The organism is Chlorobium ferrooxidans DSM 13031, from assembly GCF_000168715.1.
GTDB lineage: Bacteria > Bacteroidota > Chlorobiia > Chlorobiales > Chlorobiaceae > Chlorobium > Chlorobium ferrooxidans.
In genome coordinates this window covers 1-24,117 of record NZ_AASE01000028.1, presented here as the reverse complement: position 1 = coordinate 24,117, position 24,117 = coordinate 1, and the positions used below count along the sequence as shown (strand labels likewise).

General features: G+C 49.2%; 23 protein-coding genes. 14 read left to right on the top strand and 9 right to left on the bottom strand.

The features are described 5' to 3' along the window. From CFERDRAFT_RS12500 to CFERDRAFT_RS10525, 3 genes are all read left to right on the top strand, one after another. Positions 1 to 354: hypothetical protein (locus tag CFERDRAFT_RS12500; protein WP_040433751.1), on the top strand; the 354-nt coding region annotated here is incomplete at its 5' end. A gap of 158 nt (positions 355 to 512) precedes the next feature. After that, positions 513 to 926 (top strand): c-type cytochrome, encoded by a 414-nt coding sequence (locus tag CFERDRAFT_RS10530; protein ID WP_006367224.1) that lies wholly within the window; start codon positions 513 to 515, stop codon positions 924 to 926. A gap of 268 nt (positions 927 to 1,194) precedes the next feature. Next, positions 1,195 to 2,028 (top strand): DUF4405 domain-containing protein, encoded by an 834-nt coding sequence (locus CFERDRAFT_RS10525; RefSeq protein ID WP_040433749.1) that lies wholly within the window; start codon positions 1,195 to 1,197, stop codon positions 2,026 to 2,028. 13 nt (positions 2,029 to 2,041) lie between these two features. On the opposite strand, the gene CFERDRAFT_RS10520 is transcribed toward CFERDRAFT_RS10525, so the two are convergent. After that, positions 2,042 to 3,091, bottom strand: a complete 1,050-nt coding sequence (locus tag CFERDRAFT_RS10520) for an NAD(P)-dependent alcohol dehydrogenase (RefSeq protein WP_006367218.1) — start codon at positions 3,089 to 3,091, stop codon at positions 2,042 to 2,044. A gap of 339 nt (positions 3,092 to 3,430) precedes the next feature. Here CFERDRAFT_RS10520 and CFERDRAFT_RS10510 point away from each other — a divergent pair, with 339 nt between their 5' ends. The 9 genes from CFERDRAFT_RS10510 to CFERDRAFT_RS10470 all read left to right on the top strand — a co-directional run bounded on the left by CFERDRAFT_RS10510 (position 3,431) and on the right by CFERDRAFT_RS10470 (position 17,280). Next, positions 3,431 to 4,798 carry a sigma-54-dependent transcriptional regulator gene (locus CFERDRAFT_RS10510; RefSeq protein ID WP_006367217.1) on the top strand — a complete coding sequence of 456 codons (1,368 nt, stop codon included), beginning with the start codon at positions 3,431 to 3,433 and terminating at the stop codon, positions 4,796 to 4,798. Positions 4,799 to 5,039: 241 nt separating this feature from the next. Beyond that, positions 5,040 to 5,180 (top strand): hypothetical protein, encoded by a 141-nt coding sequence (locus CFERDRAFT_RS12415; RefSeq protein ID WP_156778066.1) that lies wholly within the window; start codon positions 5,040 to 5,042, stop codon positions 5,178 to 5,180. A gap of 188 nt (positions 5,181 to 5,368) precedes the next feature. Then, positions 5,369 to 7,039, top strand: a complete 1,671-nt coding sequence (kdpA, locus tag CFERDRAFT_RS10505) for a potassium-transporting ATPase subunit KdpA (protein WP_006367216.1) — start codon at positions 5,369 to 5,371, stop codon at positions 7,037 to 7,039. A 15-nt stretch (positions 7,040 to 7,054) separates the two neighbouring features. After that, positions 7,055 to 9,160 (top strand): potassium-transporting ATPase subunit KdpB, encoded by a 2,106-nt coding sequence (gene kdpB / locus CFERDRAFT_RS10500; RefSeq protein WP_006367215.1) that lies wholly within the window; start codon positions 7,055 to 7,057, stop codon positions 9,158 to 9,160. A 14-nt stretch (positions 9,161 to 9,174) separates the two neighbouring features. Continuing rightward, the gene (gene kdpC, locus CFERDRAFT_RS10495) at positions 9,175 to 9,780 is read left to right on the top strand and encodes a potassium-transporting ATPase subunit KdpC (RefSeq protein WP_006367214.1); all 606 of its coding nucleotides are present in this window, start codon (positions 9,175 to 9,177) and stop codon (positions 9,778 to 9,780) included. 16 nt (positions 9,781 to 9,796) lie between these two features. Continuing rightward, entirely contained in the window at positions 9,797 to 11,476 is a 1,680-nt protein-coding gene (locus CFERDRAFT_RS10490) for a PTS sugar transporter subunit IIA (RefSeq protein WP_006367213.1), read from the top strand. Positions 11,477 to 11,888: 412 nt separating this feature from the next. Further along, positions 11,889 to 13,226 carry a sigma-54-dependent transcriptional regulator gene (locus tag CFERDRAFT_RS10480; protein ID WP_006367212.1) on the top strand — a complete coding sequence of 446 codons (1,338 nt, stop codon included), beginning with the start codon at positions 11,889 to 11,891 and terminating at the stop codon, positions 13,224 to 13,226. Between the two features lie 200 nt (positions 13,227 to 13,426). Then, entirely contained in the window at positions 13,427 to 15,421 is a 1,995-nt protein-coding gene (locus tag CFERDRAFT_RS10475) for an APC family permease (RefSeq protein ID WP_006367211.1), read from the top strand. 44 nt (positions 15,422 to 15,465) lie between these two features. Then, a complete protein-coding gene (locus CFERDRAFT_RS10470; RefSeq protein WP_006367210.1) occupies positions 15,466 to 17,280 on the top strand; it encodes a sensor histidine kinase in 1,815 nt (604 codons plus the stop codon). 86 nt (positions 17,281 to 17,366) lie between these two features. Here the strand turns inward: CFERDRAFT_RS10470 and CFERDRAFT_RS10465 are convergent, their stop codons facing one another. The 5 genes from CFERDRAFT_RS10465 to CFERDRAFT_RS10445 all read right to left on the bottom strand — a co-directional run bounded on the left by CFERDRAFT_RS10465 (position 17,367) and on the right by CFERDRAFT_RS10445 (position 21,914). Beyond that, on the bottom strand, positions 17,367 to 18,635 hold the full coding sequence (locus CFERDRAFT_RS10465; protein ID WP_040433743.1) for a B12-binding domain-containing radical SAM protein: 1,269 nt from the start codon (positions 18,633 to 18,635) through the stop codon (positions 17,367 to 17,369). Beyond that, positions 18,601 to 19,863, bottom strand: a complete 1,263-nt coding sequence (locus CFERDRAFT_RS10460; protein ID WP_006367223.1) for a radical SAM/SPASM domain-containing protein — start codon at positions 19,861 to 19,863, stop codon at positions 18,601 to 18,603. Before CFERDRAFT_RS10460 ends, CFERDRAFT_RS10465 begins: the two co-directional genes overlap by 35 nt. Next, positions 19,860 to 20,972 (bottom strand): radical SAM/SPASM domain-containing protein, encoded by a 1,113-nt coding sequence (locus CFERDRAFT_RS10455; RefSeq protein ID WP_006367208.1) that lies wholly within the window; start codon positions 20,970 to 20,972, stop codon positions 19,860 to 19,862. Before CFERDRAFT_RS10455 ends, CFERDRAFT_RS10460 begins: the two co-directional genes overlap by 4 nt. Then, positions 20,953 to 21,210 carry a hypothetical protein gene (locus CFERDRAFT_RS10450; RefSeq protein WP_006367222.1) on the bottom strand — a complete coding sequence of 86 codons (258 nt, stop codon included), beginning with the start codon at positions 21,208 to 21,210 and terminating at the stop codon, positions 20,953 to 20,955. The genes CFERDRAFT_RS10455 and CFERDRAFT_RS10450 overlap by 20 nt, the downstream gene beginning before the upstream one ends. Before the next feature lie 185 nt (positions 21,211 to 21,395). Next, complete coding sequence (locus tag CFERDRAFT_RS10445; RefSeq protein ID WP_006367207.1) at positions 21,396 to 21,914, bottom strand: hypothetical protein; 519 nt, start codon at positions 21,912 to 21,914, stop codon at positions 21,396 to 21,398. Between the two features lie 173 nt (positions 21,915 to 22,087). Here CFERDRAFT_RS10445 and CFERDRAFT_RS10440 point away from each other — a divergent pair, with 173 nt between their 5' ends. Together CFERDRAFT_RS10440 and CFERDRAFT_RS10435 are read left to right on the top strand one after the other, a co-directional pair. Next, the gene (locus CFERDRAFT_RS10440; protein WP_006367206.1) at positions 22,088 to 22,312 is read left to right on the top strand and encodes an AbrB/MazE/SpoVT family DNA-binding domain-containing protein; all 225 of its coding nucleotides are present in this window, start codon (positions 22,088 to 22,090) and stop codon (positions 22,310 to 22,312) included. Then, positions 22,302 to 22,640 carry a type II toxin-antitoxin system PemK/MazF family toxin gene (locus tag CFERDRAFT_RS10435; RefSeq protein ID WP_006367221.1) on the top strand — a complete coding sequence of 113 codons (339 nt, stop codon included), beginning with the start codon at positions 22,302 to 22,304 and terminating at the stop codon, positions 22,638 to 22,640. Before CFERDRAFT_RS10440 ends, CFERDRAFT_RS10435 begins: the two co-directional genes overlap by 11 nt. 138 nt (positions 22,641 to 22,778) lie before the next feature. On the opposite strand, the gene CFERDRAFT_RS10430 is transcribed toward CFERDRAFT_RS10435, so the two are convergent. From CFERDRAFT_RS10430 to CFERDRAFT_RS10420, 3 genes are all read right to left on the bottom strand, one after another. Further along, positions 22,779 to 22,958: a hypothetical protein gene (locus CFERDRAFT_RS10430; RefSeq protein ID WP_040433740.1), complete on the bottom strand. Its 180-nt coding sequence runs from the start codon at positions 22,956 to 22,958 to the stop codon at positions 22,779 to 22,781. A gap of 22 nt (positions 22,959 to 22,980) precedes the next feature. Further along, positions 22,981 to 23,385: a hypothetical protein gene (locus CFERDRAFT_RS10425; protein ID WP_006367220.1), complete on the bottom strand. Its 405-nt coding sequence runs from the start codon at positions 23,383 to 23,385 to the stop codon at positions 22,981 to 22,983. 214 nt (positions 23,386 to 23,599) lie between these two features. Further along, entirely contained in the window at positions 23,600 to 24,025 is a 426-nt protein-coding gene (locus CFERDRAFT_RS10420; RefSeq protein ID WP_006367205.1) for a hypothetical protein, read from the bottom strand. Positions 24,026 to 24,117 lie beyond the last annotated feature (92 nt).

The window sequence follows — 24,117 nt, the reverse complement described above, 5'->3', positions numbered from 1 at the left end:
TCGACGGATGACCTTTTTGATGACCGGTACAGCTATGAAAGCCGGGAGTTTGGAGGGATGCTGTCACGGACACTTCCTTATGCCGTAACGGTAAGAACGGGATATGACCAGGCGGTTAAGAACTACACTGAAACGGCACAGGATAGCAGCGGTAACGCAGTGGCGGGGAGTCCTGAAAGAGGAGATGATTATAAACGAATATGGGTTCGACTGGAAAAATCACTATCGTTTTCCGGCAAGGATCGGCAGTTGCGGTTGTACGGAGAGTACCAGAAGATATGGAACTCGTCAAATGATGTTTTTAACCAGTACAATGCCACCTCGACCACTGCCGGAGTTGAGCTGCTCTTTTGATGGTGCGGATCTCGTTGATCAAGGAAAGTGCCGATGGCAGGTGCAGGTGAATTTTATGCGATGCAATGCTGTTTCTATAAGAGCTTCGGGTTATGGAGGATATGTGTGTTTGATTGCAATGAATTGATAGTCTGATCACTATTTCAAGGAGAGTTATAATGAAAAAAATTATGTCAATCTGTGTTCTGTCCGGTTTGTTATCGGGGCTTTCACCAGCCAGTATGACGGCAGCAACATTGAGCGGTGAGGCAATTTTTAACCGGAATTGCAGTGTCTGCCATTCCATTGCTCCGCCACCCAAAGCCGCGCCGCCGATTATGCCGCTCTCCAACCGATACCATCTAAAGTTCCAGACAAAAAAAGAGGGTGTCAATCATATGGTTGCTTATCTGAAAGCTCCCAGCAAGGCGAAAGCGGTTGATCCCCAGGCAATTACTCGATTTGGACTGATGCCCCCTCTCCGTCTGCCGGATGCGGAGTTGAGAGCCGTAGCGGAGTGGGTATGGGATCAATACAACCCGAATATGGGTACGGGCAGAGGAATGGGTCAGGGAATGGGAAGAAGGTGGTGAATCAATCAAACAGAAGAATCAAAAATCCTTTTGTTGCCATGATGAGATTGTTGTTTATCACTCTTGCCGTGCTGTTCACTCATGCAGCAAGTGCTGCGACCCCCGGTGAACAGCACGCAAGCTTTGATCACAGCAAACTGGCTCCTTCCGCGCAGTGTATACGATGCCACAGGCGTGACCAGCCGGACGATAATCTCCATCGCAAGTCGCAGGCAAACTGCTCATCGTGTCACTCTGTCACGAAATGGAAACCGGTACTATCCAGACCATGAAAAAAAAATTCTGCTGGCGGGCGTTTATAAGCCTTGGTCTTTTTATTGCCCTGCTCATGATGCTGGTTTCAGGGGTGATCCTCTATATCTCACCTCCGGGCAGGGTTGCCAACTGGACGGACTGGCGAATGATCGGATTGACCAAAAGGGGATGGCAGAATCAGCACACTATTTTCGGGTTTGCCTTTGTCCTGCTCTCTCTTTTTCACCTCTTTTTTATTAACTGGAAAGCCTTTCTCTGCTACCTGAAACTCAAGAGCAGTGAAGGTTTTACACGCCCAGCAGAGCTGGTTGCCATAACGGTTATTGCTCTGATTTTCGCAATAGGCACACATGTTGATATGGCGCCTTTTTCTGAAATCATTAAATTTGGAGACGCAATAACAAACTCCTGGGAGCGGCGGGAAAAGCAGGCTCCGGTGCCGCACGCTGAACTCATGACCATTATTCAACTTGCCGGGCAACCGGGGCTTGGCGGTGATCCCGACCTGCTGGTTAACAAGCTGCAAAAGGCAGGGGTGAACGTCACTTCAAAAAATCAGACACTGGCTGATATTGCCACCATGAATGGAAAGAGTGCTGAAGAGGTTTATGCTGTTGTTGCTCCGGCTGAAACCGGCAACCATACGTTACAGGGAGGAGGTTTGGGCAAAAAAACGTTGCAGGAGATAGCCGATGAGGCTGGTGTTTCGGTGACCTCACTGCAGCTTGCACTTCGTCAAAAAGGGATAGAGGCAAAACCCGACTCCCCGCTCAAATCAATCTCTGAAAACAACAACATTGAAATGAATGAGCTGCGGAAAACTCTGGAGACGATGATCTCCAGATAGTTTTCAGAAGAACTCAGGCCTTGAGTGAGGCCATGTCGATCACAAAGCGGTATTTTACGTCACTCTTCAGCATTCGCTCATAGGCTTTATTGATATCCTGAATCCTGATTACCTCTATGTCTGAGGTGATTGCGTGCCTGCCGCAAAAATCAAGCAGCTCCTGGGTTTCAGCAATCCCGCCGATAACCGAACCGGCCACCGATTTGCGGCCCATGATCAAAGGGACCGTGTTCAACATCGGATTCAGATCGCCAAGGTAACCGACAAGCACCAGTGTACCGTCCAAAGAGAGTGCGGGAATATAGGGATTGAGATCATGAACAGAGGGCACGGTGTCGATAATCAGCTCGAAGCACCCTTTTACAGCAGCCATCTGCCGTTTGTCGGTGGAGAGCACGATGGTATCGGCTCCAAGGCGACCTCCATCCTCTCTCTTGTTTTCAGAACGGGTGAAGAGCGTAACTTCAGCGCCCAAAGCTTTTGCCAGCTTCAAAGCCATGTGTCCAAGGCCACCAAGGCCGATAACCGCCACCTTGCTCTCCTTGCCGATCTTCCAGTGACGAAGGGGTGACCAGGTGGTGATCCCTGCACAGAGAAGGGGAGCGGCGCCTTTCAGATCGACTCCGTCGGGCACTTTCAGGACAAAACTTTCCGGGACGACAATTTTTTCACTGTAGCCGCCGAATGTGGGTGTGTGATCATGGCGATCAACCGCATTGTAGGTGAATGTCGCACCCTCATGGCAATACTGCTCCAGCCCGGCTTCACACGGGGCGCAATGCCTGCACGAATCAACCATGCATCCGACACCGGCATGATCACCCTCCCTGAAGCGGGTAACCTCCGGTCCGACCATGAGAACGCGACCGATAATTTCATGGCCCGGAACAATCGGGTAAGTGCTTCCGCCCCAGTCATTGCGTACCTGATGGAGATCGGAGTGGCATACACCGCAGTAGAGAATCTCGAGAACCACATCGTCCGGCCGGGGTTCACGACGCTCAAAACGATACGGGGCCAATGCATCCTGGGCTGAATGAGCCGCATAACCAAGTACATTCATTGTTATCGTTCTCTCCGTAAATTTATGGGCACCTCTATTTATTTATTCCGAAACCTGATTACTGCGTTGGGTGGTGCTCGAAATCCTCATGTACTACGTGTACACTCCGGTTTCTGTGCTCCGTCCGCCTTGTCCTCTGGCTTCTCACGACAATAAATAGAGGCGCCCTTATTATACAGTTTCTTTCCTTGTAGCTCTATTAACCTGTTACACCTCCTGATGGTTTCAGAACTCAAACCAATACCGTACAGATTTCCCTTAGCGATCCACAACTGGTTATTTATCGTTAAGTTTTTATAATTTATCAGGCATTGTGTAACGATTGTCCGGAGAAGCATCATGGATCAAGTTGAAAAAATGGCAACATTTTCACCGATGAACCTGCTCGTCGTGGATGATGAGAGCAACATCAGAAAAACGATGAAGATGTTTTTCGACCTGCAGCATCACAAGGTCACGACCGTCTCAACTCCGAAGGATGCATTGCTCGAAGCGGGGTTGCAGATTTTCGATCTTGCGTTTGTTGATATCAGGTTGGGTCTGGAGAGCGGGCTTGACCTGGTCTCTTCGCTTCTTGCCAGGTCTCCCTGGCTGAAGATTGTTGTCATTACAGCTTTTGCTTCAGTTGATACAGCGGTCGAAGCCATGAAGCGGGGTGCGGTTGACTATCTTCCCAAACCGTTTATGCCTGATCAGCTCAAGCTCGTTCTTGAAAGAGTTGCCGCAATTCGACTGCTGGAGCAGCGCATCAATCTCCTTCAGGATGATCTGGACCGGAACGATCCGGATATCTCTCTGAACTCCATGTATCCGCCCATGCAGAGGGTAATAGAGCTTGCCCGGCAGGTTTCGACTTCCGATGCAGTTGTTATGCTTCTTGGGCCGAGCGGATCGGGAAAAACCATGCTTGCAAAGCTGATTCACCGCTGGAGCCATCGATCCGATAAGCCATTCGGTGTTATATCCTGTCCATCCCTTAGCCAGGAACTTCTGGAAAGCGAGCTGTTCGGCCACGTCAAGGGAGCATTTACCGGTGCACTCAGGGAGAATCCCGGACGTGTTGCGAGTTGTGAAGGCGGAACCCTGTTTCTTGACGAGATCGGTGAACTTCCGCTTTCGATCCAGTCGAAACTTCTGCGATTCCTTCAGGAACGGGAGTATGAACGCGTCGGCGATCAGCGCACCCGAAAAGCAAATGTGCGGATCATCGCCGCTACCAATGCTGATCTGAAGTCAGCGGTAGCTTCAGGCACGTTCAGGGAGGATCTCTACTATCGCCTCGATGTCATTCAGATAACACTGCCATCTCTGTCCGAGCGATGCGGGGATATAGCGGAGATAGCCGCTAACATGCTTGCTTTTTTCAATGCAGAGAACCATAAGGCTATTCAGGGATTCAGCCCCGGGGTGCTTAAAATTTTTCGGGACTATGGTTGGCCCGGAAATATTCGTGAGCTTCGAAATGTGGTGGAACGGGCAGTGATTCTCTGTACGACGTCTATGATTGGCGTCGAGCTTCTCCCGGACTCCATGGCTTCAGTTGTCCAACCGCAAATCATGATTGGAGACAGAATAAAACTGGAAAAAATCGAGGAGTTGCACATTCGCAGGGTGCTTGCTTCTACCTCCTCGGTGCAAGAAGCGGCAGAGGTATTGGAGATCGACAAAGCAACACTCTGGCGAAAGCGCAAGCAGTTCGGGATTTAAACACAGCAGCACTCAAATTAATTGTTTACGACAATTTTCGAGGTACCCTTCCCCTTTTCCCACCGGTTTACCCGATTGATGATTCCTCCTATTCCTGTCGGCGTTGAAATATGCACGATTGCATGATCTGAGTGCGTGCATTTTGATACTGAAAACCCCGCATTTTCTCCCAAATCCGCCCGATTTCCCTTGATTCCGTGTATGGCATGCTATTTGTCTTGAGAGAGATAAACATTGGATCATGAAAATAGGAATTACACCGAAACATCTACTCGGCCATGGTGGCATGCTGGACATTATCACGGCCATCGCTTTTATGTTACCACTCAGCAAATCACAGCATTTAAAAAACAGGATGTTCGTTGAAGGAGATGCAGCATGAAGATGAACTGCTATCAGGCCATCTATCTGGGCCTGCTGATATTTTTTTTGTTAACCGGCCTTTTGGCCCTGATTCAACAACTAACCGGAGGTTGAAATGGAATATTTCGTGTTGCCCGTTCTGCTTGTCTGCGCGGTCTATCTGATGATAGCCGTCGTTTCACCCGAAAAATTTTAATGGAGTCCTGTATGCAAATAGTGATGCTTTTGCTTTTTCTTGCACTGCCTGTTCTGCTTTCGTGGCCGCTCGGCCGGTTCATGACAGCAGTTATGAATCCTTCCAATACATCCGGTGATGGCAGGATGAGCATCCTTATCGGAACAATCGGCGGGAGGATGCTTGAAAGGGAAGAGGAGTGGAAAGGGTATCTGCTCTCCATGCTCATTTTTAATGCCGTCATGTTCGGTGCAGTTCTTCTCATGCTTTCATTGCAGCATCTGCTTCCGCTCAATCCGGACGGGAAGGGGGCTCTGGAAGCAAGCCTGATTTTCAACACCGCAGTATCATTCGTGACCAACACCAATCTGCAACACTACTCCGGTGAAGTTTCGATGAGCTATTTCTCTCAGCTTTTTGCCCTGACGTGGTTGCAGTTTGTTTCGGCAGCGACGGGCATCTCCTGCTTTACCGCGCTGGCCAGGGCACTCGGAGGCAACAAGCTTGTCGGCAACTTTTATCGCGATCTGCTCCGCTCCACGCTCTTCATTCTTCTTCCGCTCTCGGTTATAGTTGCCCTGCTCCTTGTGGTTGGCGGAGTACCCATGACCTATGAAGGGGCGGCAGCTGCACAGACACTTGAAGGGGCAATGCAAACCATTTCCCGGGGACCGGTGGCGGCCATGGTGGCCATCAAACAGCTGGGTACAAACGGCGGAGGATTTTTCGGTCCCAATTCGACACACCCTTTCGAAAATCCATCGTTTCTGACCAATTATATCGAATGTATCAGCATCCCTCTGATTGCCATGGCAACAGTCTGGATGTTCGGACGAATAACCGGGCGGATGCGACATGCTGCAGTGATTTTTTCTGTGATGCTGTTGCTGCTCGTTGTGAAATCGGTTATTGCACTTACTCTGGAAAGCTCACCTTCCATGGCTTTCAGTGGATTACCCATTGAGAGCATCTCGAATCTCGAAGGCAAGGAGCTGCGTTTCGGTTCCGGCAGTGCTGCACTATGGGCTGCCGTCACAACGGCTACCAGTAACGGTTCGGTCAACTCTATGCACGACAGTCTGAACCCGCTGACCGGCATGGTACCGCTTGCAGGAATGTGGCTGAATGTGATTTTCGGTGGAGTGGGCGTTGGATTCATCAACATGTTCATCTTTATTATCGTCGGTGTCTTTATTTGCGGCATGATGGTAGGAAGGACTCCCGAATATTGCGCCCGAAAGGTGGAGACCCATGAGATGAAGCTCGCACTGCTTGCGCTGCTGGTTCATCCTCTACTCATCCTTGTCGGAACAGCTGTTTTCGCCTCTACACCATGGGGTTCAGCCACCGTACTCAACAAGGGTGCTCACGGGTTCACTGAAATTCTCTACGAATTCAGTTCCGCAGCGGCCAACAACGGTTCAGGATTCGAAGGTCTCGGTGACAACACCGTGCCGTGGAATGTGGCAACCGGCCTGGTCATGCTTCTCGGTCGATATATCCCGATTATTCTGCCACTTGCCATTGCCGGTTCCATGGCGGCAAAAAAACCGGTACCTGAAACTACCGGGACACTGCGTATCGATACGCCGCTCTTTGCCGTTGTCATACTCGGCAGCGTTCTCTTGATCGGCGCATTGCTTTTTATGCCTGTCGCAGTGCTTGGCCCAGTGGCCGATTACCTTTCGACAGCAATTCAATAACTGAATCCTGAAACAATGATGAATAACCCTGAAAGCAGTAACACTGCGAGCATACAAAGAGAGAGCCTTCCGGGCAAAACTGAACGAAGGAGAGCCCGCAACGCCTCGATTTTTGAAGGTAAGCTGGTCAAAGCTGCAATAGGGCAGTCGTTCAGCATGCTCAATCCTGTGGTCATGGCCAAAAATCCAGTCATGTTCATTACCGAAGTCGGAGCTGTATTGACGACGTTAATTACGATCTATGACGCTTCGACGGGAAAGGGAGGTCTGATCTACAATTTTGCCGTGCTGCTCGTTCTCTGGCTGACCGTACTCTTTTCAAATTTTGCTGAATCGCTTGCCGAAGCACGCGGCAAGGCGCAGGCTGACTCACTCAAACGTACACGGCAGAGCACGATAGCCAACAGGCTTCGTGACGGCAAGGTAACACAGGTCAATTCGGATGACCTTCAGGAAGGCGATCTGGTGGTTGTTTCCGTCGGCGAACTCATCCCCGGTGACGGTGAGGTGGCTGAAGGCGTGGCAATGGTAGACGAGTCGGCAATTACCGGCGAATCGGCACCCGTCGTAAGGGAAGCCGGCGGCGACCGCTCCGGTGTTGTTGGTGGCACAAGGGTCATCTCCGACAGGATTGTAGTGAAAATCACCGTCTCGGCAGGAAACTCGTTTCTCGACCGGATGATTGCGCTCGTCGAAGGAGCTGTGCGGCAGAAAACGCCCAATGAACTCGCCCTGACGGTGACACTTGCCGGATTGACCCTTGCATTTCTGATGGTGACCGGCACACTCTGGCCGATCGGCAGGTATTTCGGCATCAACCTTTCAGTGCCCACGCTTGTTGCCCTGCTGGTCTGCCTTATTCCGACAACCATAGGCGCCCTGCTCTCCGCCATAGGTCTTGCCGGTATGGACCGCGCACTTTCGGCCAATGTGCTTGCCAAGAGCGGAAAGGCCGTCGAGCTTGCCGGAGATATCGACACCCTGCTGCTCGACAAAACAGGAACCATCACAATGGGTAATCGCCAGGCTACCAGCTTCATTCCCCTGAATGGCGTTGAGGGGAGAGAACTTGCCAGGGTTGCCATGGAGTCCTCATTCGGTGATCAGACTCCGGAAGGGCGTTCAATTCTCACGCTCGGCGAAAATATACTTGGATCGGATGCCCCTGCAGAACCCGCAGGAGCTGATGTAATTCACTTCTCTGCCCAGACGCGACTGAGTGGTCTTGATTTACCCGATGGCAGAACGTTACGCAAGGGTTCAGGCGACGCCGTCCAAAAATATATCGTAGATAAAGGCGGCACGATTCCTGGTGAGCTTCAGGAAATTGTTGATGTGGTTGCCCGTAAAGGTATGACTCCGCTTGTTGTAACCGATGGCATCCGGACGCTTGGGGTTGTGGAATTGTCCGATGTGCTCAAGCCGGGAATCACCGACAGGTTCAGACGGTTGCGCTCGATGGGACTGCGGGTTGTGATGGTAACCGGTGATAATCCGCTGACTGCGGGGGAAATCGCACGGCAGTCGGGTGTGGATGACTATATAGCTGAAGCGAAACCTGAAGACAAACTGGAGTATATCCGCAGGGAGCAGCAATCGGGAAGGCTCGTCGCCATGATGGGTGACGGCACGAACGATGCTCCGGCCCTCGCGCAGGCGGATATCGGGGTGGCCATGAATTCGGGTACACAGGCCGCAAAAGAGGCGGGCAACATGGTTGACCTCGACAGCGATCCGACCAAGCTGATCGAAATAATCGAAATCGGCAAACAGCTTCTGATGACCAGGGGAGCACTCACCACCTTTTCCATCGCCAATGATATTGCAAAGTATTTTGCCATCATTCCGGCCATGTTCCTCCTTGCCATACCCGGCCTGCGGATGCTGAATATCATGGGGCTCGCTACACCGGAAAGCGCGATACTGTCTGCACTGATTTTCAACGCGATCATTATCCCCATGCTCATACCGATTGCCATCAGGGGGGTTACATACCGTCCTCTCGGGGCCGAAGCGCTGTTGCGCAACAATCTTCTCGTTTACGGGGTTGGCGGTGTTCTGGTGCCCTTTGCCGGCATCAAACTGATAGACATGATTTTATCAATTACCGGTTATTTCTGAAGGAGAACCATCACATGACAAGCTCAATTATGAATGATTCAAGGGAAAATCTTGCCGCATCGCTCAGAACCGCTCTTGCCACCATCGTGCTGTGCGGTGGACTCTATCCACTCTTCATTTTCGGCTTTGCCCGTTTCGCCACACCGGAGAGTGCATCCGGATCGATGCTCAGGGATCGGACAGGAAAGATCGTCGGCAGTCGTCTTGTTGCACAGGACTTTACGCAGCCGGGTTATTTCCGCCCAAGACCCTCGGCGGTCAAATACAATGCTGCCGGTGCCGGAGGAAGTAATCTCTCACCGGCAGGCCCTGAAATACGGGAACGTGCGGTGAAAACGGTCGCAGATTTCGGCGCTGACGCCCAAAGGCCTCTTCCTGCCGATCTTGCAGCAGCTTCCGGCAGCGGCCTTGATCCTGTTATTTCGCTTAAAGCTGCGCTGTTTCAAGCTCAGAGGGTCGCCAGCGCGAGAGGGTTTGCGCTTGCAGATGTCGAGGCAATGGTAAGTCGCCATGCTGAAAGAGAAAAGATTTTCTGGATTGGCGAGGGAGTCGTCAATGTATTAGCGTTGAATATGGAACTTGATGCCTTGCAGAATAAAAACACGCCTTCCCGGCCGTAAAACAAGGGCATTAGCGATGGAAGAAAGCAGAGCGGAGAGTTTTCTCCGATTGATAAAACGTTCACAGCGGGGTCATCTGCGTATTTACCTCGGCTACTGCGCCGGCGTCGGTAAAACCTACCAGATGTTGCTCGAAGCACAGCGTCTTCAGCAACAGGGAATCGATGTGGTTGTGGGTATTGTCGAAACGCACAGCAGAAAAGAGACGGAGGCCTTGCTTGAAAACCTTGAGGTCATAGCCAGGAAAACACTTACCTACCGTGGCATCGAAATTACCGAAATGGATATCGATGCTATCATACAGCGACATCCTGCTGTGGTACTGGTCGATGAGCTTGCGCATACCAATGTGCCGGGTTCAAGAAATGCGAAGCGGTATCAGGATGTCGAAGAGATTCTCGGAACAGGTATCCATGTGATTTCAACGCTTAACATCCAGCACCTTGAAAGCCTCTATGAAACCGTTGAGCAGGCGACCGGTGTAAAGGTCAAGGAACGTGTTCCTGACAAGATTGTCTTGCAGGCCGATCAACTGGTCAATATCGATATTGCTACAGATGACCTGCTTCAACGCCTTAAAGAGGGCAAAGTCTATCTGAGCGGGAAGGCGGAATCGGCACTCTCCAATTTTTTCAGGCAGGAAAACCTTGAGCAGCTCAGGGAGCTGGCTCTTCGCGAGGTGGCCGCCCAAATCGACTCAAGTCGCAGAAGTCCCATGCAGGACGAGCCTGCCTCAAGTCCTGATCAGGTTATGGTCTGCCTGAGTTCAAGTTCTGAAAACAGTGAGGCGCTGCTGCGCTATGCGTCCCGAATAGCCGGTCGTCTGAACCGCAACTGGTATGCAGTCTATGTGCAAAATCTTTCGGAGAGCCCGGAACGGATTGATGCCGGTATTCAGCGCAGGTTGTCCAATGCACTTGCTCTTGCACAGCAGCTTGGCGCTACTGTTTTTATCTACAAGGGCAACGATATCGTTTCAACCATCCTGCAATTCGCAAGGGAGTACCGGGTTGGTCATATAGTTATCGGCAATTCGGGTGAACGGCTCCCGCTCTTGCAGCGCCTGACCGGGAAGCGTCCTATGATCAAACGGCTGATAGATGAGAGTCACGGGATCACCATCGTCGTGCCCGATATTCGCCGACCGGATGAACGCAAAATAAAGCCTCTTTCCGCAAAATATCTCTCGGATATTCGTGCAAATCTGATGCGAAAGTCACAGGTGACTGATGACCGTGAGGCTCCGATTTTCCATTCCAATGTCCTGCTTTGGCACGAAGTGCTCGAAAAGGAGTCAGCTATCCGTCAACTGCTCGATACACTTTGTCTGACACACTCCGACATTCCATTCGATTATGCATGGAGAGCACTGCTCGAACGGGAAAAACAGGGAGCGACCTTTATTGGCGAAGAGATTGCCATACCCCATGCCCGGCTCGAAGGAATCAATGAAACGGTACTTGCCATAGGGGTAAACAAGCTCGGGATTTGTGATCCCGATTCACAGGATACGGCAACGATCATGTTTCTTATGCTCTCTCCTGTCAATCGTCCGGACAGCCACATCAAGCTGCTCGGGATGATCAGCAGGATGGCTGGCGACAGCCAGTGGCGTGCAGCCATGCATCAGGCCAAATCGGAAACCGAAATCACACAGATTCTCCGGCACTGGCTTGCCGGGCAGAAAAAAAGATAAAAGGCGTGTAACAATGCATTTCATGGACCCGGAAATTTAAAAAGGGGGGTAACATGTCACGGCAAACAATACATATATGCTGGAACAGAAACATTCACTCGGAAAAGTGGCACGTGGATGTTTTGAGGAACAACTGCGAAGGAGAACACGAGTTTATCCTTAGCAGTGAGAGTACCGGTTTTCCGGTTGATGTAGAAGAATTCGGGCCATTTGAAGAGGATCTGTTGATCCAGTCGCTCAAAGATGCATTTCCCGGTGCTGAAATCCTTTTGCAATTGATATGATTAATGGTAGCAGAAACCGCCATTATCAACCGATCTGATAAAACTGTTCCCGGGATGGTAGCGAAATCCGTCGATATTTATTTATACTTCAAAGGTGTCACGCATAGATAAATCCTATCAGCATTTACATGCAGTCGCTCAATGTCCTGATTGTCGATGATGAAGCCAATATCCGGAAAACACTGACGGTTTTCATGGAGTCAAGAGGCCATCGCGTCAAAGCCGTCAGTAATTCACGGGATGCATGTGCGGAAGCTGAACAGCAGGTATTTGATCTTGCCTTTGTTGATATCCGCCTGGGTATCGAAAGCGGTCTTGATCTTGAGCGCTCACTCCTGAATGCCTGTCCATGGATAAAAATTGTCATCATCACGGCCTATGCCTCGATAGAGACGGCAGTTGAGGCCATGAAGCGCGGTGCCTCTGACTATCTTGCCAAGCCGTTCACCCCCGACCAGCTTGAATCGATTACCGCACGTCTTGCCGAGGTATGTGCTATGGAGATGCGTATTGCCTCATTACAGGAAGACTTGAACCGTATGCATCCGGAGGTCTATTTCACCTCCCGGTACCCTTCAATGCAGCGAGCCATAGAGCTTTCCCGTCAGGTTGCGCTTTCGGATGCGCTTGTACTGTTGCGGGGTCCGAGCGGAACAGGTAAAACCGTTCTTGCCCGTTCAATTCACAACTGGAGCCAGAGAAAGGAGGAACCATTCGGGGTAGTATCCTGCCCATCGTTAAGTACGGAACTGCTCGAAAGCGAGCTTTTCGGCCATGTCAAAGGTTCTTTTCCCGGAGCAGTCAGGGATAAACCCGGAAGAGTAACCTTATGCGAAGGGGGCTCGCTCTTTCTTGATGAGATCGGTGATCTTCCTCTTTCCATTCAGGCAAAACTTCTCCGGTTCATTCAGGATCGTGAATATGAGCGAATCGGGGACCATCAGACCCGAAAAGCAGACGTCCGTATTATTGCGGCAACCAACACCAATCTTGATCTTGCGGTCAGAGAAGGGGAGTTCCGTGAAGACCTCTTCTACCGGCTCAACGGCATCCAGATCGATCTGCCGACTCTTGCAGAGAGACCCAATGATGTTGAACAGCTTGCCCTGAATATGCTGCAATTCTTTGCCGCTCAGAATCTGAAAAATTTTGATGGATTCACCGAAGAGGCACGCACAGCTCTAAGAACGTATTCGTGGCCGGGCAATATCCGGGAGTTGCGCAATGTTATGGAGCGTGCTGTCATTCTTGGAAAAAACGGTCAGATCGGCATTGAACTGCTCCCGGACTCCATTGTCGCCAAAACGCATCCGGTAACTCTTGGTGATCCCATAACCCTTGACTTGATTGAAGAAACCCATATCCGCCGGATTCTCGCCTCATCCAAATCGCTTCAGGAAGCCGCCGATATTCTTGGCATCGACCAGGCAACACTCTGGAGAAAAAGGAAGCAATACGGTATCTGATCCCGCAACGCCACCTTGCAAAATTCAATACTTTTTCTGCCATACCCTTGTTTTCTGCAAGATGTTCTTTTGCGCCCATTCGTTATGTTTTTCACCTGACGGCGGTTTCAGCCGCCAGGGTGTTCCGGTTTTTGGCTGGATTATGATAACAATGTGCAGAGCATCCCATCATATCCCCGGCCTAATATTTTATTCTCATTATGGCTACCAACAAGGCTTTAAGGCAGGCAAAAACAGTTCTTCTTGGCGGAGCAAGAGATTTTCGTGATCACAAGATTTTTCATCAGCTCGCACTCTCCGCATTTCTTGCATGGGTGGGACTCGGTTCAGATGGGCTCTCCTCATCCTGCTATGGTCCCGCTGAAGCCTTCAAGGCTCTTCAGGGACACCCTACACTCGGCATTTTTGTGGCTTTGGGAACCGGAATTACGATTCTGATTATCGCATCAAGTTATTCCCATATCATCGAACTCTTTCCTCATGGTGGAGGCGGTTATCTTGTTGCCAGTAAACTCCTCTCACCTGAGATGGGAGTTATTTCAGGCAGCGCTCTGCTTATCGATTACATCCTCACCATTACCATCTCGATTGCCAGCGGTGCGGATGCCATTTTCAGCTTTCTTCCCATTACGCTGATCGGTTATAAACTCTGGTTTGCCGTATTCGGAGTCTCTATACTGCTTGTTCTGAACCTTCGGGGAATCAAGGAGGCGGTCATGCCGCTTGTCCCTGTTTTTCTGCTCTTTGTGGCTACGCACCTCATTGTTATAGTCTATGCAGTCTTCTCCCACGCGGGGAACTTCGGCGCGGTCTATCACGAGACCGGTCGCGAGCTTGCCAGTTCTTTCAATACCCTTGGCGTATTCGGAGTGCTCTTTCTGGTTCTGAAAGCCTATAGCCTCGGCGCAGGTACTTTTACCGGTATTGAAGCGGTCAGCAACGGTCTGCCTGTTCTCAGGGAGCCGAAGGTTGAGACAGCAAAAAAAACCATGAAGTACATGGCGATCTCTCTTTCCGTGACCGTTATGGGGTTGATGCTTGCCTACATTCTTTTTGATGTCCGCGACACTCCGGGCAAGACCATGAATGCCATTCTTTTTGAAGGTATTACGGCGTCATGGGGCGGCTTTTATGGTGTGGGCTTTGTCTGGGTTACGCTCTTTTCAGAAGCGGTTCTGCTCTTTATTGCGGCGCAGACCGGCTTTCTTGACGGACCGAGGGTATTGGCAAATATGGCGCTTGACAAATGGCTGCCGACACGCTTTGCCATGCTGAGTGACCGGCTGGTGACTGAAAAAGGGATTCTGGTGATGGGTTTTGCTTCACTTGTCATGATGCTCGCATCGAATGGGTCGGTTGATTTTCTGATCGTTCTTTATAGTATCAATGTGTTTATAACCTTTACGCTCTCCCAGCTCGGTATGGTCAGGCACTGGTGGGAGAAAAGAGATTCAGAAAAGCGGTGGCTGCAGAAACTGATGATTAATGGCGTTGGATTGACCCTGACAACATTTATTTTAATTTCAGTTCTGATCCTCAAGTTCAATGAGGGGGGATGGGTGACCATTCTGATTACCGGTATTCTGGTTTTGGGTTCGTTTTATATCAAGAATCACTATAACAAAACCGCTCATTCGCTGAAACGGCTTGAAGTAATTGTTGAAGCGGCAGTGCTGTCGGGCTCGGATGTTCACGACAGGGAGAGTGATAAATCCACTCCGGACCCTGTTTTTGATCCAAAGGGCAAAACCGCAGCTATACTTGTTAACGGCTTTAACGGACTTGGGTTGCATACGCTCTTCAGCGTCTTCCGTCTCTTTGGAAACAGCTACAAAAATTATGTGTTTGTTGAAATCGGCTCCATTGATGCCGGAAACTTCAAGGGGGCGGATGAAATTGACCATCTCGGCAGTTTTGTTCGCAACGAGACATCCAAATACATGGACTATATGAAAGCGCACGGCTACTATTCGGAAGCATACTACTCCATCGGAACGGATGTGGTTGACGAAGTCAACAAGCTTGTTCCTGCTATTACCGAAAAGTTTCCGGATATCGTCTTTTTCGGAGGTCAGCTTGTTTTCAGCAAAGAGTCCCTGATGGACCGCTGGCTGCACAATTATACGGTTTTTGCCATACAGAGGAACCTCTATGTTCACGGCATTCCCTTTGTGATTTTACCGATCAAGGTTTGACACTCCATCTCTGCACCCGCAACTCCTAACTGTAACGGAGGCTCATGATCATCGGGATACGTCAGAAACTTTTGCTCGGATTCAGCGGACTGCTTGTTCTGGTGCTTGTCATGGGTGCGCTCACGATCCGACAGATAGATTCACTCGGCGGAGCAATTGACATTATACTCCGGCAAAACTATCGGAGTGTGATTGCTTGCCAGAAAATGAAAGAGTCTCTGGAGCAGATTGACCGGGGTGTTCTTTTGACTTTTACCGGTCATTACGACGAGGGATTGAGCTCAATCCGGCTGCATGAAAAGAACTTCCGGAATGCACTGCAGATTGAGCTTGGTAACATTACCCTGCCCGGCGAACATCAGAAAGCGATGCGTATCAGGGCACTCTTTATCGAATATTCCAGGGTTATTGATCTTGTTACCGACCAGTCCCAGGATCTTTCACTAAGGCAGAAACGATATTTCCAGACTCTTCTGCCACTCTTTCAGGAAATCAAACAGTTTTCCGGAGAGGTTCTTGAGATGAACCAGGCGAATATGAACCGGGCCAATGACAGTGCACGCCGCATGGCTGCATCTGCTCATAACACGATGCTTGCCGTAATTCTGGCCTGTGCTGTTATTGCGCTTCTCTTCAGTTTTCAGGCACATCGCTGGATTCTCATGCCGATTAAAAAACTGATCACTTCTGCTGAAGAGATCAGCAGGGGGAACCTTGATCTGGTGCTTGACACCACCTCAAACGATGAGATCGGACAGCTCTCGAGGTCATTTAACGACATGGCGGCGACCCTGCGCAAGATGCGCAAAACCGATATGGATACCCTTCTCAGAACCCGAAGTGCCACACAGGAGGTGTTCAAGGCGCTGCCTGTGCCAATAGCAGTGCTCGACCAGAACGGAGAGATTGAAGTATCGACCGAATCTGCGGAGAACTATTTCGGTCTGAAGCCCGGTGTAAATGTTCATGATCTTGGACACGAGTGGATGACGGAGTTGTTGCAGAACAAGGAAAAGCAGGAGTATGGCGGTGACACGCTCGGGAACAAGCGCTATATCCAGCATTTTGCCGGAAACCGGGAGAGCTTTTTTCTGCCGCAGGCAGTGCCTGTTCCCGCAGGAACAGCTCTGATTCTCAGGGATGTCACGCAGATTATAGAGCAGCTTGAGCTGAAAAGAAGTGTTATTGCGACCGTTTCCCATCAGCTTCGAACACCGCTTACTTCACTCAGAATGTCAATCTATCTCCTGCTTGAAGAGCGCATCGGAACGCTGAACAGCAAACAGGCAGAGCTGCTGCTGGCTGCGCGAGAAGAGAGTGAACGACTCTCACATATACTTGATGATCTGCTCGACCTCAACAGGATAGAGTCCGGTAAAGCACATCTGAACATTCAGCCGGCATCTCCTTTTCGTCTCGCGACAGAAGGTGTCGATCCATTTACGGCAGAAGCCCGCGACAAACGGGTGAATCTTGTAAACACGGTTCCGGAAGGAGTATCGGAAGTTATGGCCGATCCGGAGCGAATCCGTCATGTTTTTGCCAATCTTTTGTCCAATGCTCTGCGATTTACTCCACCTGATGGGTCAATAACCGTAAGTGCTTGTGAAGATGAGGATAACGTCAGGTTTTCTGTTGCAAACAGCGGTGAGGGTATTGCATCTGAACATCTGGAGCACCTTTTTGAACAGTTTTACCGGGTGCCCGGACAGCGGGACGAGAGTGGAATCGGGCTGGGGCTCTCCATTGTCAAGGAGATTGTAGAAGCTCATGGCGGAACTGTTGGTGCCGAGAGCAATCCCGGAACCGGCTCCATTTTTTATTTCACGTTGCCTGTTTTTTCCCCTTCCAGGGCTTGAAAACGGAGACAAAGATAAGGTTCAACTGCCGGTTGTAGATCAAGGGAGGCTACCGAGATCTTTCTTCAAGCTGCATCTATTGCATATCATACCATTCCGGCAAGAACTTTCTCTGCAAAAAGTCCTCTTATCCCTCCGGCAGCAACAGCTTCACTTAATCGTGATATTGTAGAATTGTGCATCCTGAAGGTTGCATTGTATGCCGCACTGTCAAGAATATCTTTTGGATCAGCTTTACATGATGGATATCCTTTTGCATACGGAGTACCCGGCAAAGGAAGGAATGGCAGAAAATGCGCTGAGTCAGGTGCCGCCTCCAAAGCAAAGGAAACGCTTTTTGCTCTGGCTTCGGGAATTTCTCCGGGAAGCCCGACAATAAAGGAGGCCACCGAAAAAATATCGCAGGTTCTCATTTTTTTAAAGACCTCCCGGTATACATGTAACGGAACCCGTTTACCGGCCTTTCTGGCGGTAAAGGGGTCCAGACTTTCTACACCTACAGTTACTCTTCTGATATGAGCTGAAGACATTGCTTCCAGCAACCCGGGATTTGAAAAAAGATCATCAGCTCTGGCTGAAGCAAGGATAACCGCAGGGAGAGGACCTTTCTGTAGTTCTTCACAGATACTGAGTACTCTCTGCGGATCGGCAGCGAAATTGTCGTCTGCAAAGTGAATGATCCATGCAGAATACTTTTCAATCAGTTCCCGCACCTCTTCAGCAACCCTTGAGGGAGAAAACGGGCGCCATTTTCTGCCATAAAACCTCGTGGTTTCACAAAACAGGCAGGAGTGTGGACAACCTCTGCTTGTTTCCATCAGAAAAACAGTACCGGGATTTGTGATAAGATCCCGTGCCGGTGTATTCAGCCGGTCAAGTGGAAACACCATCGGTTGAGGCTTTCCACGAACAATTCCCTCTTTGCTCTCACAGCATATACCCTTCGCACCGGGGATTATCCCTTGCTCTATTATCTGTAGAAGTGTTATTTCTCCTTCACCAAAAACAACAGCGGAAGCTCCGGCTTCAAGCAGCGGTTCCGGAAACATCGATGCCCCATGCCCGCCGGCAATGATGATTGGTGAGGTGCAGGACTCTTTTATTCCGATTTTCAGTGATTGGATAAAGTTCCGGGCAGAAATCGATGATTCATGACTCATGACGGTAACACCGATAATATCAGGGTTTTCAGCAAGAATTTTCTGAACGGCTTTATCAACAGCCAACTCTGTTGCATCAATCAGCACCACATCAGCAGCGTCTCTTACTGCACCGGCAAGAACGGCAAGAGTGAAGGTGCCGAAGTTAAAGTTTGATACTTCAGGAGGTTTTACCAGAACAAGTCGCTTTTTCATATCGCTGGATGGCGGTTGGCAGATAAACAAGAAGTCTGGCAGGATCTTTTTTGCGTAAAGTTTCAACAAACCGCCAGGCACCATGTGACTCGATGAGTGTATAGGCACAATACAGCTGGTTTGGTTCCCCATCTCCGGAACCGAACATTTCCGATACAGCAAAACAGGGCCCTCCACAGAGCGGTGCGGCCCAGCAATCCCGGCAGGTACTTCTTTCATTCCAGAGACGTCCCGCTCCGTTTCGGAAAGCTTTGGTAAGATTGAGATCAACACCATCGTTTATATTCCCCATCCGGTAAGCTGAAACACCAATGAAGCGAAAACAGGGATAAAGGTCACCCGATGGATCAACACCGAAAAAGTTCCGGCCTGCACCGCACTGTACAAAACTGTTATCAAAGCCCATAGCCCTTGCAACACGGGTTGAAAAACGTACGAGATCAGGTAATTGTTCATGACCTTCAATCAGGCGATCAACATACCGCTCGATAAAATCCCTGTAACGTGTAACTTCATCCAGACCCGGAGCTGTTCCGGGGTCATTGTGTGCTGCAGGCACAAGCTCAATCCTTCGTACACCAAGAGCGGCAAGAGAGAAGAAAACCACTTCAGGATCGCTTCCCGCAGCAAGTACCGCAGTTACGCTGAATCGGTGAGGCATTCTGCAGGAAAACTCTGTAACGGCTTTTGAAACAGCACCATAGGTTCCGCCTCCGCCCGGCATGACTCTCCAGCGATCATGCACCTCCTCGGGACCGTCGATGCTTATTTTAACCTGCCATCCTGTTGAAACAAGCCAGTTTATATCGCCATTGTCGAGTAATGTTCCGTTGGTAGTGATAAATACTTTGGGATGGATATTGCTTTCTTCAGGAAATGTCAGATCAATTTTTTTGTGAAGGTAACGAAGCAAAGCTTTGTTAAGCATTGGCTCACCGCTGCCGAATCTGAAGGATTCAGGTTGTATATCCATTTTTTTCATGAATGACCAGAGTTTGTCCAAAACGTCTGGCTCCATTTCAGCGCGTACTTTAGGCTGTGTTGCTGCTTCAGCGCAGTACCGGCAGGCAAGGTTGCATCGACCTGCGATATCAAGAGAAAGGGAGTTGATCCTGAGAGGGGCATCGGACAAAGGTTGACACGTAAGGTATTGTTGCTCAAAGCTGTCAGGTGGAAGAGAAACAGAAAAAAATATCTCTTTAATATCACTGTTGTCTGACAATTTCATGATATACCTGCAAGGATCAGCAGTTTCGTGGGATCATGCTGAAAATGCCTGAAAATTCTTAACGCAATTTCGCAGTTTTTTCTGGTTATTTCGCACTCGCTCTCAGCACAGATTGGCATGACAGCAGGACAACCGCCTCTGCAGAGGGATAGTATAGGGCACTTTTCGCACTTCAAAGAGGGGGTGGAAGCTTTGCTCCACTGCACTCCGTTCATACGCCATATTGCGGGATCTTCGTTGATATTCCCCAGTACGGGTGCGGATTCTCCCATCAAAACACAGGGCACAATCGATCCATCGGGGTTGATACCGAGCATGCTGTTGCCGGCGCCGCAGAAGGAGTTTCGCTCAATTCCGGCAAGCAACTGTAAGACTCTTGCAGAAAAACGGTCATCGAGCGGCATTTTGCCCAAGTCAATTTCCTCGATAACCCGGTCACCAACGGCATCAAGGTCATCAAGATAGGTCTGGAATTCTTGATCAGTCAGCGCATAGGCTGTTTCCGGTGATGACCTTACAGCTTGTGCTTTGATGGTATGGAGAGGAAGCGTACGGAGATATGCCGATGCTTCGGAGAGGCTCCAGCCAGAACGAACAACAGAAGATCCCCTTACTGAACAGCAGGTGTCGCGACGAAGAGTGTTCAGAAATGTTATTACGGTATGATGGGTTGCTTCGTTCAGAACCGTGTATCGCGTGCTGTCATGAATTTCAGAAGGGCCATCAATACTGAGAATAACCTGAAATTCACCTTTATGTAAAAGCGAGATAGCCTCCGGTGTGCCAAGCGTTCCATTCGTCGTTATCGCAAAACTGAAGCGACCGACAGGGTAGGTTGCTGCACGGCTGACCATTGCCCGGAGCGCAGGGAGATTTGAAAGAGGCTCTCCGCCATACAGATGAATGCAGATATGTTCAACATCGGCAAACCCCTCATGCAATGCATCAACTGTTTTTTCGGCAAGCAGAGGAGACATCTGCGGCTGATGAGGAGGAGCAATGCTGTTGTCAACAAAACAATATGAACAACGAAGATTACATTGCCACGTTGTCGCTACCAGTATCTCTGCCTTCAAATCCAGAGCAATATCATGCGATACCGCAACCACCGCCACCACCCGTTACACAGAGTAATTGATCGGCAAGGGCTGATATCTGGGTATTGATTCCTTTAACAGCAGCAAGGATAAACTGAATCTCTTTTTTTGTTTCGGACGTTAACTTGCTTATTTCAAGAGCTTTTACGGGATTCTCCTGAAGTAACGTTCTGAATTTTGGGTCGGTTAGAGCACGCAAGATAAGGTCTTTCTGTCGCTGTTGCTCTGATCGTGATTTTTTTTCAGGCATAGTGTACCTCTTTTATTAAGGTTAAAAAAAGGCATCAAGAAATATATCACGCTAAATATATCGATTATTCACGCCAAATTAAAATATCAACAACAGCGCACATTCCTGAGGCTTCAGACAACAGGAGCTGACTATCATGCAGAGTCATGCATGGATCTGTTATGAAACATCATTTTCTTGACAGGTCATCTTGCTTGTGTTGCCTGTTTTTTCCCCTTCCAGGGCTTGAAAACAGAGACAAAGATGGTTATGAGCAGCACCAGAACCTGTAGGGTGCCGAACATGAGGTTCATCTGCTGATTGTAGAGGTACGCGGGATCAGAGAGTGACGTGATGCCGATTTTTCCGGAGATCTCCATCATGGCGGTCTCCCAGGGGCCAAGGCAGAAGGTTCCGAAAAGAATTGCCGTGAGGGTTACAATCCACTTGAAGGTCAGCCAGTTGTGTTTGAAGAATCCCCATTGGGTAAAGATGGAGTAGCAGAGGCCGGTGAGCAGGCTTCCGATGGCACCGGGAACTACCACGATGTTCATATCGACATGATGAATGCTCCGGTTTATTCCGAACAAAACCCCGCCGTCAGTCACATCACTTTTCAGGAAATAGAGTGCCAGAAGGGAGATTGCGCCTCCTATCCATGAGCCAACAGCAATGAGATGAAACCCTTTCAGCCATTTTACTCCTTTCGGTGACAGCTTCGGCATTGCTATGCTTTTGTAATGAAATATTTTATCGACATGATTAACCGATCCTGATCTTCAAAAATACAAACTATTCCATTAAGCTGCATGCTCTTGTGTATTTCTATGCTTTGGTTGACTCCTGATTTCTCCTTACATTCCTACATGTAAGAATGTTGAACCGATAAAATACTCTTATGGATATAGCGAAAATTACATCAAAAGGGCAGACTACCATTCCGGTCTCGATCCGCAAAGCAGCACAACTTGAAGCCGGAGATACGGTTACATTTGAGTATAAAAATGATTCTGTGATCATCCGAAAAATCAGGATGGCCGGTGATGACTATCTGAAAAGTATTTCGGAAACCCTGAATGAGTGGAATTCAGCCGAAGACGAGGAGGCCTGGCATGAGCTATGAACCATATGACATTGTTGTTGTGCCTTTTCCTTTTACTGAAAAAAAGAGGGTAAAACATCGTCCGGCAGTGATTATATCAAGTCACCTGTTCAATGCAAGTCATGATCATATTACTCTTGCCATGATAACTTCGGCTACAATCAGTTCATGGATCAGTGATACAGAGATTCGGGACTGGAAAACCGCTCAATTGATGGTTCCATGCAGGATTCGCTTCAAGCTTTTTACCTTGCCAAAAGATCTTATCGTTCGACAATTGGGCAATTTGTCTCAGCATGACAGGGGAGTGCTGAATGAAACAATAAGAACCACTCTGATTCCTGCCTAATCAGAGTGGTTAACCCATTTCAGCCATTTTACCCATTATTGCAACAGTCTGTACCGATCTATATTCTTGTAATTAAATATTATAGGGGGTCATTTCTGTCCACGGGAAGGGGAGTGGTGCGCACAGGAAAAGGGCATTTCAATTGTTCTCCCTGCTGCGCTGTTCATCGAGTATTTTCTGGTTGTACCGGTCCGTGAGCTGCTGCTCAAGATTTCTGTTGTAGGTTTCGTCCGTACGCTTCTCGTCGAGACTTCTTTGGGCGTTTTCGTCGGTGCGCTGCTCCATGAGCGTTCTCCTGTAACTTTCGTCGCTCTGCATCTGCTCAAGGGTCCGCTATTTTTTATTGCCCGGTTTGCTGTTTCAGGAGATTGGTTCTGTTCTTGAGCTTACGCATTTCATTATCCCGGGAGATTCTTATCTCTGAAATGCTCTGTTTTCTGATTTTCAGCGGCAGCATTTCAGCTCGAATCACACTCCAGGGCCCACGATAGTTTGACGAGCGGTACCAGGCGTTATTATAGTAGAGGTAGTAGCGGTTGTTGTAAGAGATAAGGTCATAAAACCCTGCTGAAGCTATGGAAAATCCCAAATTCGCAGGCTTGACGAAGACCGGACGGGAATCGATGACAAAAGCCGGTTTTGAAACCTTTGTGATTGTTACACTGATCTCTGCGTGAGCATCAGGGAGAGGGTTGGCGAAAAGCAGGACTGTAACTCCCGCTGCATACCAGAGTGATTTTCTCATCGTATTTCTAATCGATTAAGCCGTTGTATGCATCATGTAAGCCAGTATTTACTGACTTCATTGAAGTTGCAGCACACTTTAAGTAATATAAAGTAAATGCGGTTTAAACGATAAAGTGCAGAGGATCAAAGAAAGAGGGGCATGCTGAAAAATGCCCGCCGGTTTTATGCATTGTAATGCAATGCCAGCGGGCAAATCTCAAATGAGCTAAAGCCTATCGAGTCATGTCACCGTAAACAAGGTTGGCCTGAGGCCAGGTGAATGACTGTATCTGCTGGCCTGCAAGAGTGTAGTTGTAGAGTTTGTTTGCACCGCTTATGTAGACATCATTATTGGAGCCACCAACTATTCCACCGATAACGAAAGGAGTCTGGACAAACGAATACTGGTCCAGGGTGACGAGATCCCTGATGGTGAACCCTTTTTGTGAGCCGCTGTATGTGGCAAGAAGCCTTCCGCAGATAACAGCAACATCGTTATAGACAATACCCGGATCAGGAAAGGTCATGACTTTAAGCTGTACACCGTTGGTTCCATATCGGTATAATTTGTTCCCGGATGCCAGATAGAGATCATTGTTTGTGCCTGCAGCGATACCATTAATATTGAATCCTGTCTGGTAAAAAGCGAGTTGATTCAAAGCAAGATCGCGAACAGTAATCCTTGCTGTGATCCATTATAGGAAGCGTAAACCCTGTTACCGCGAACAGTAATATCGGTGTAGTTGACTCC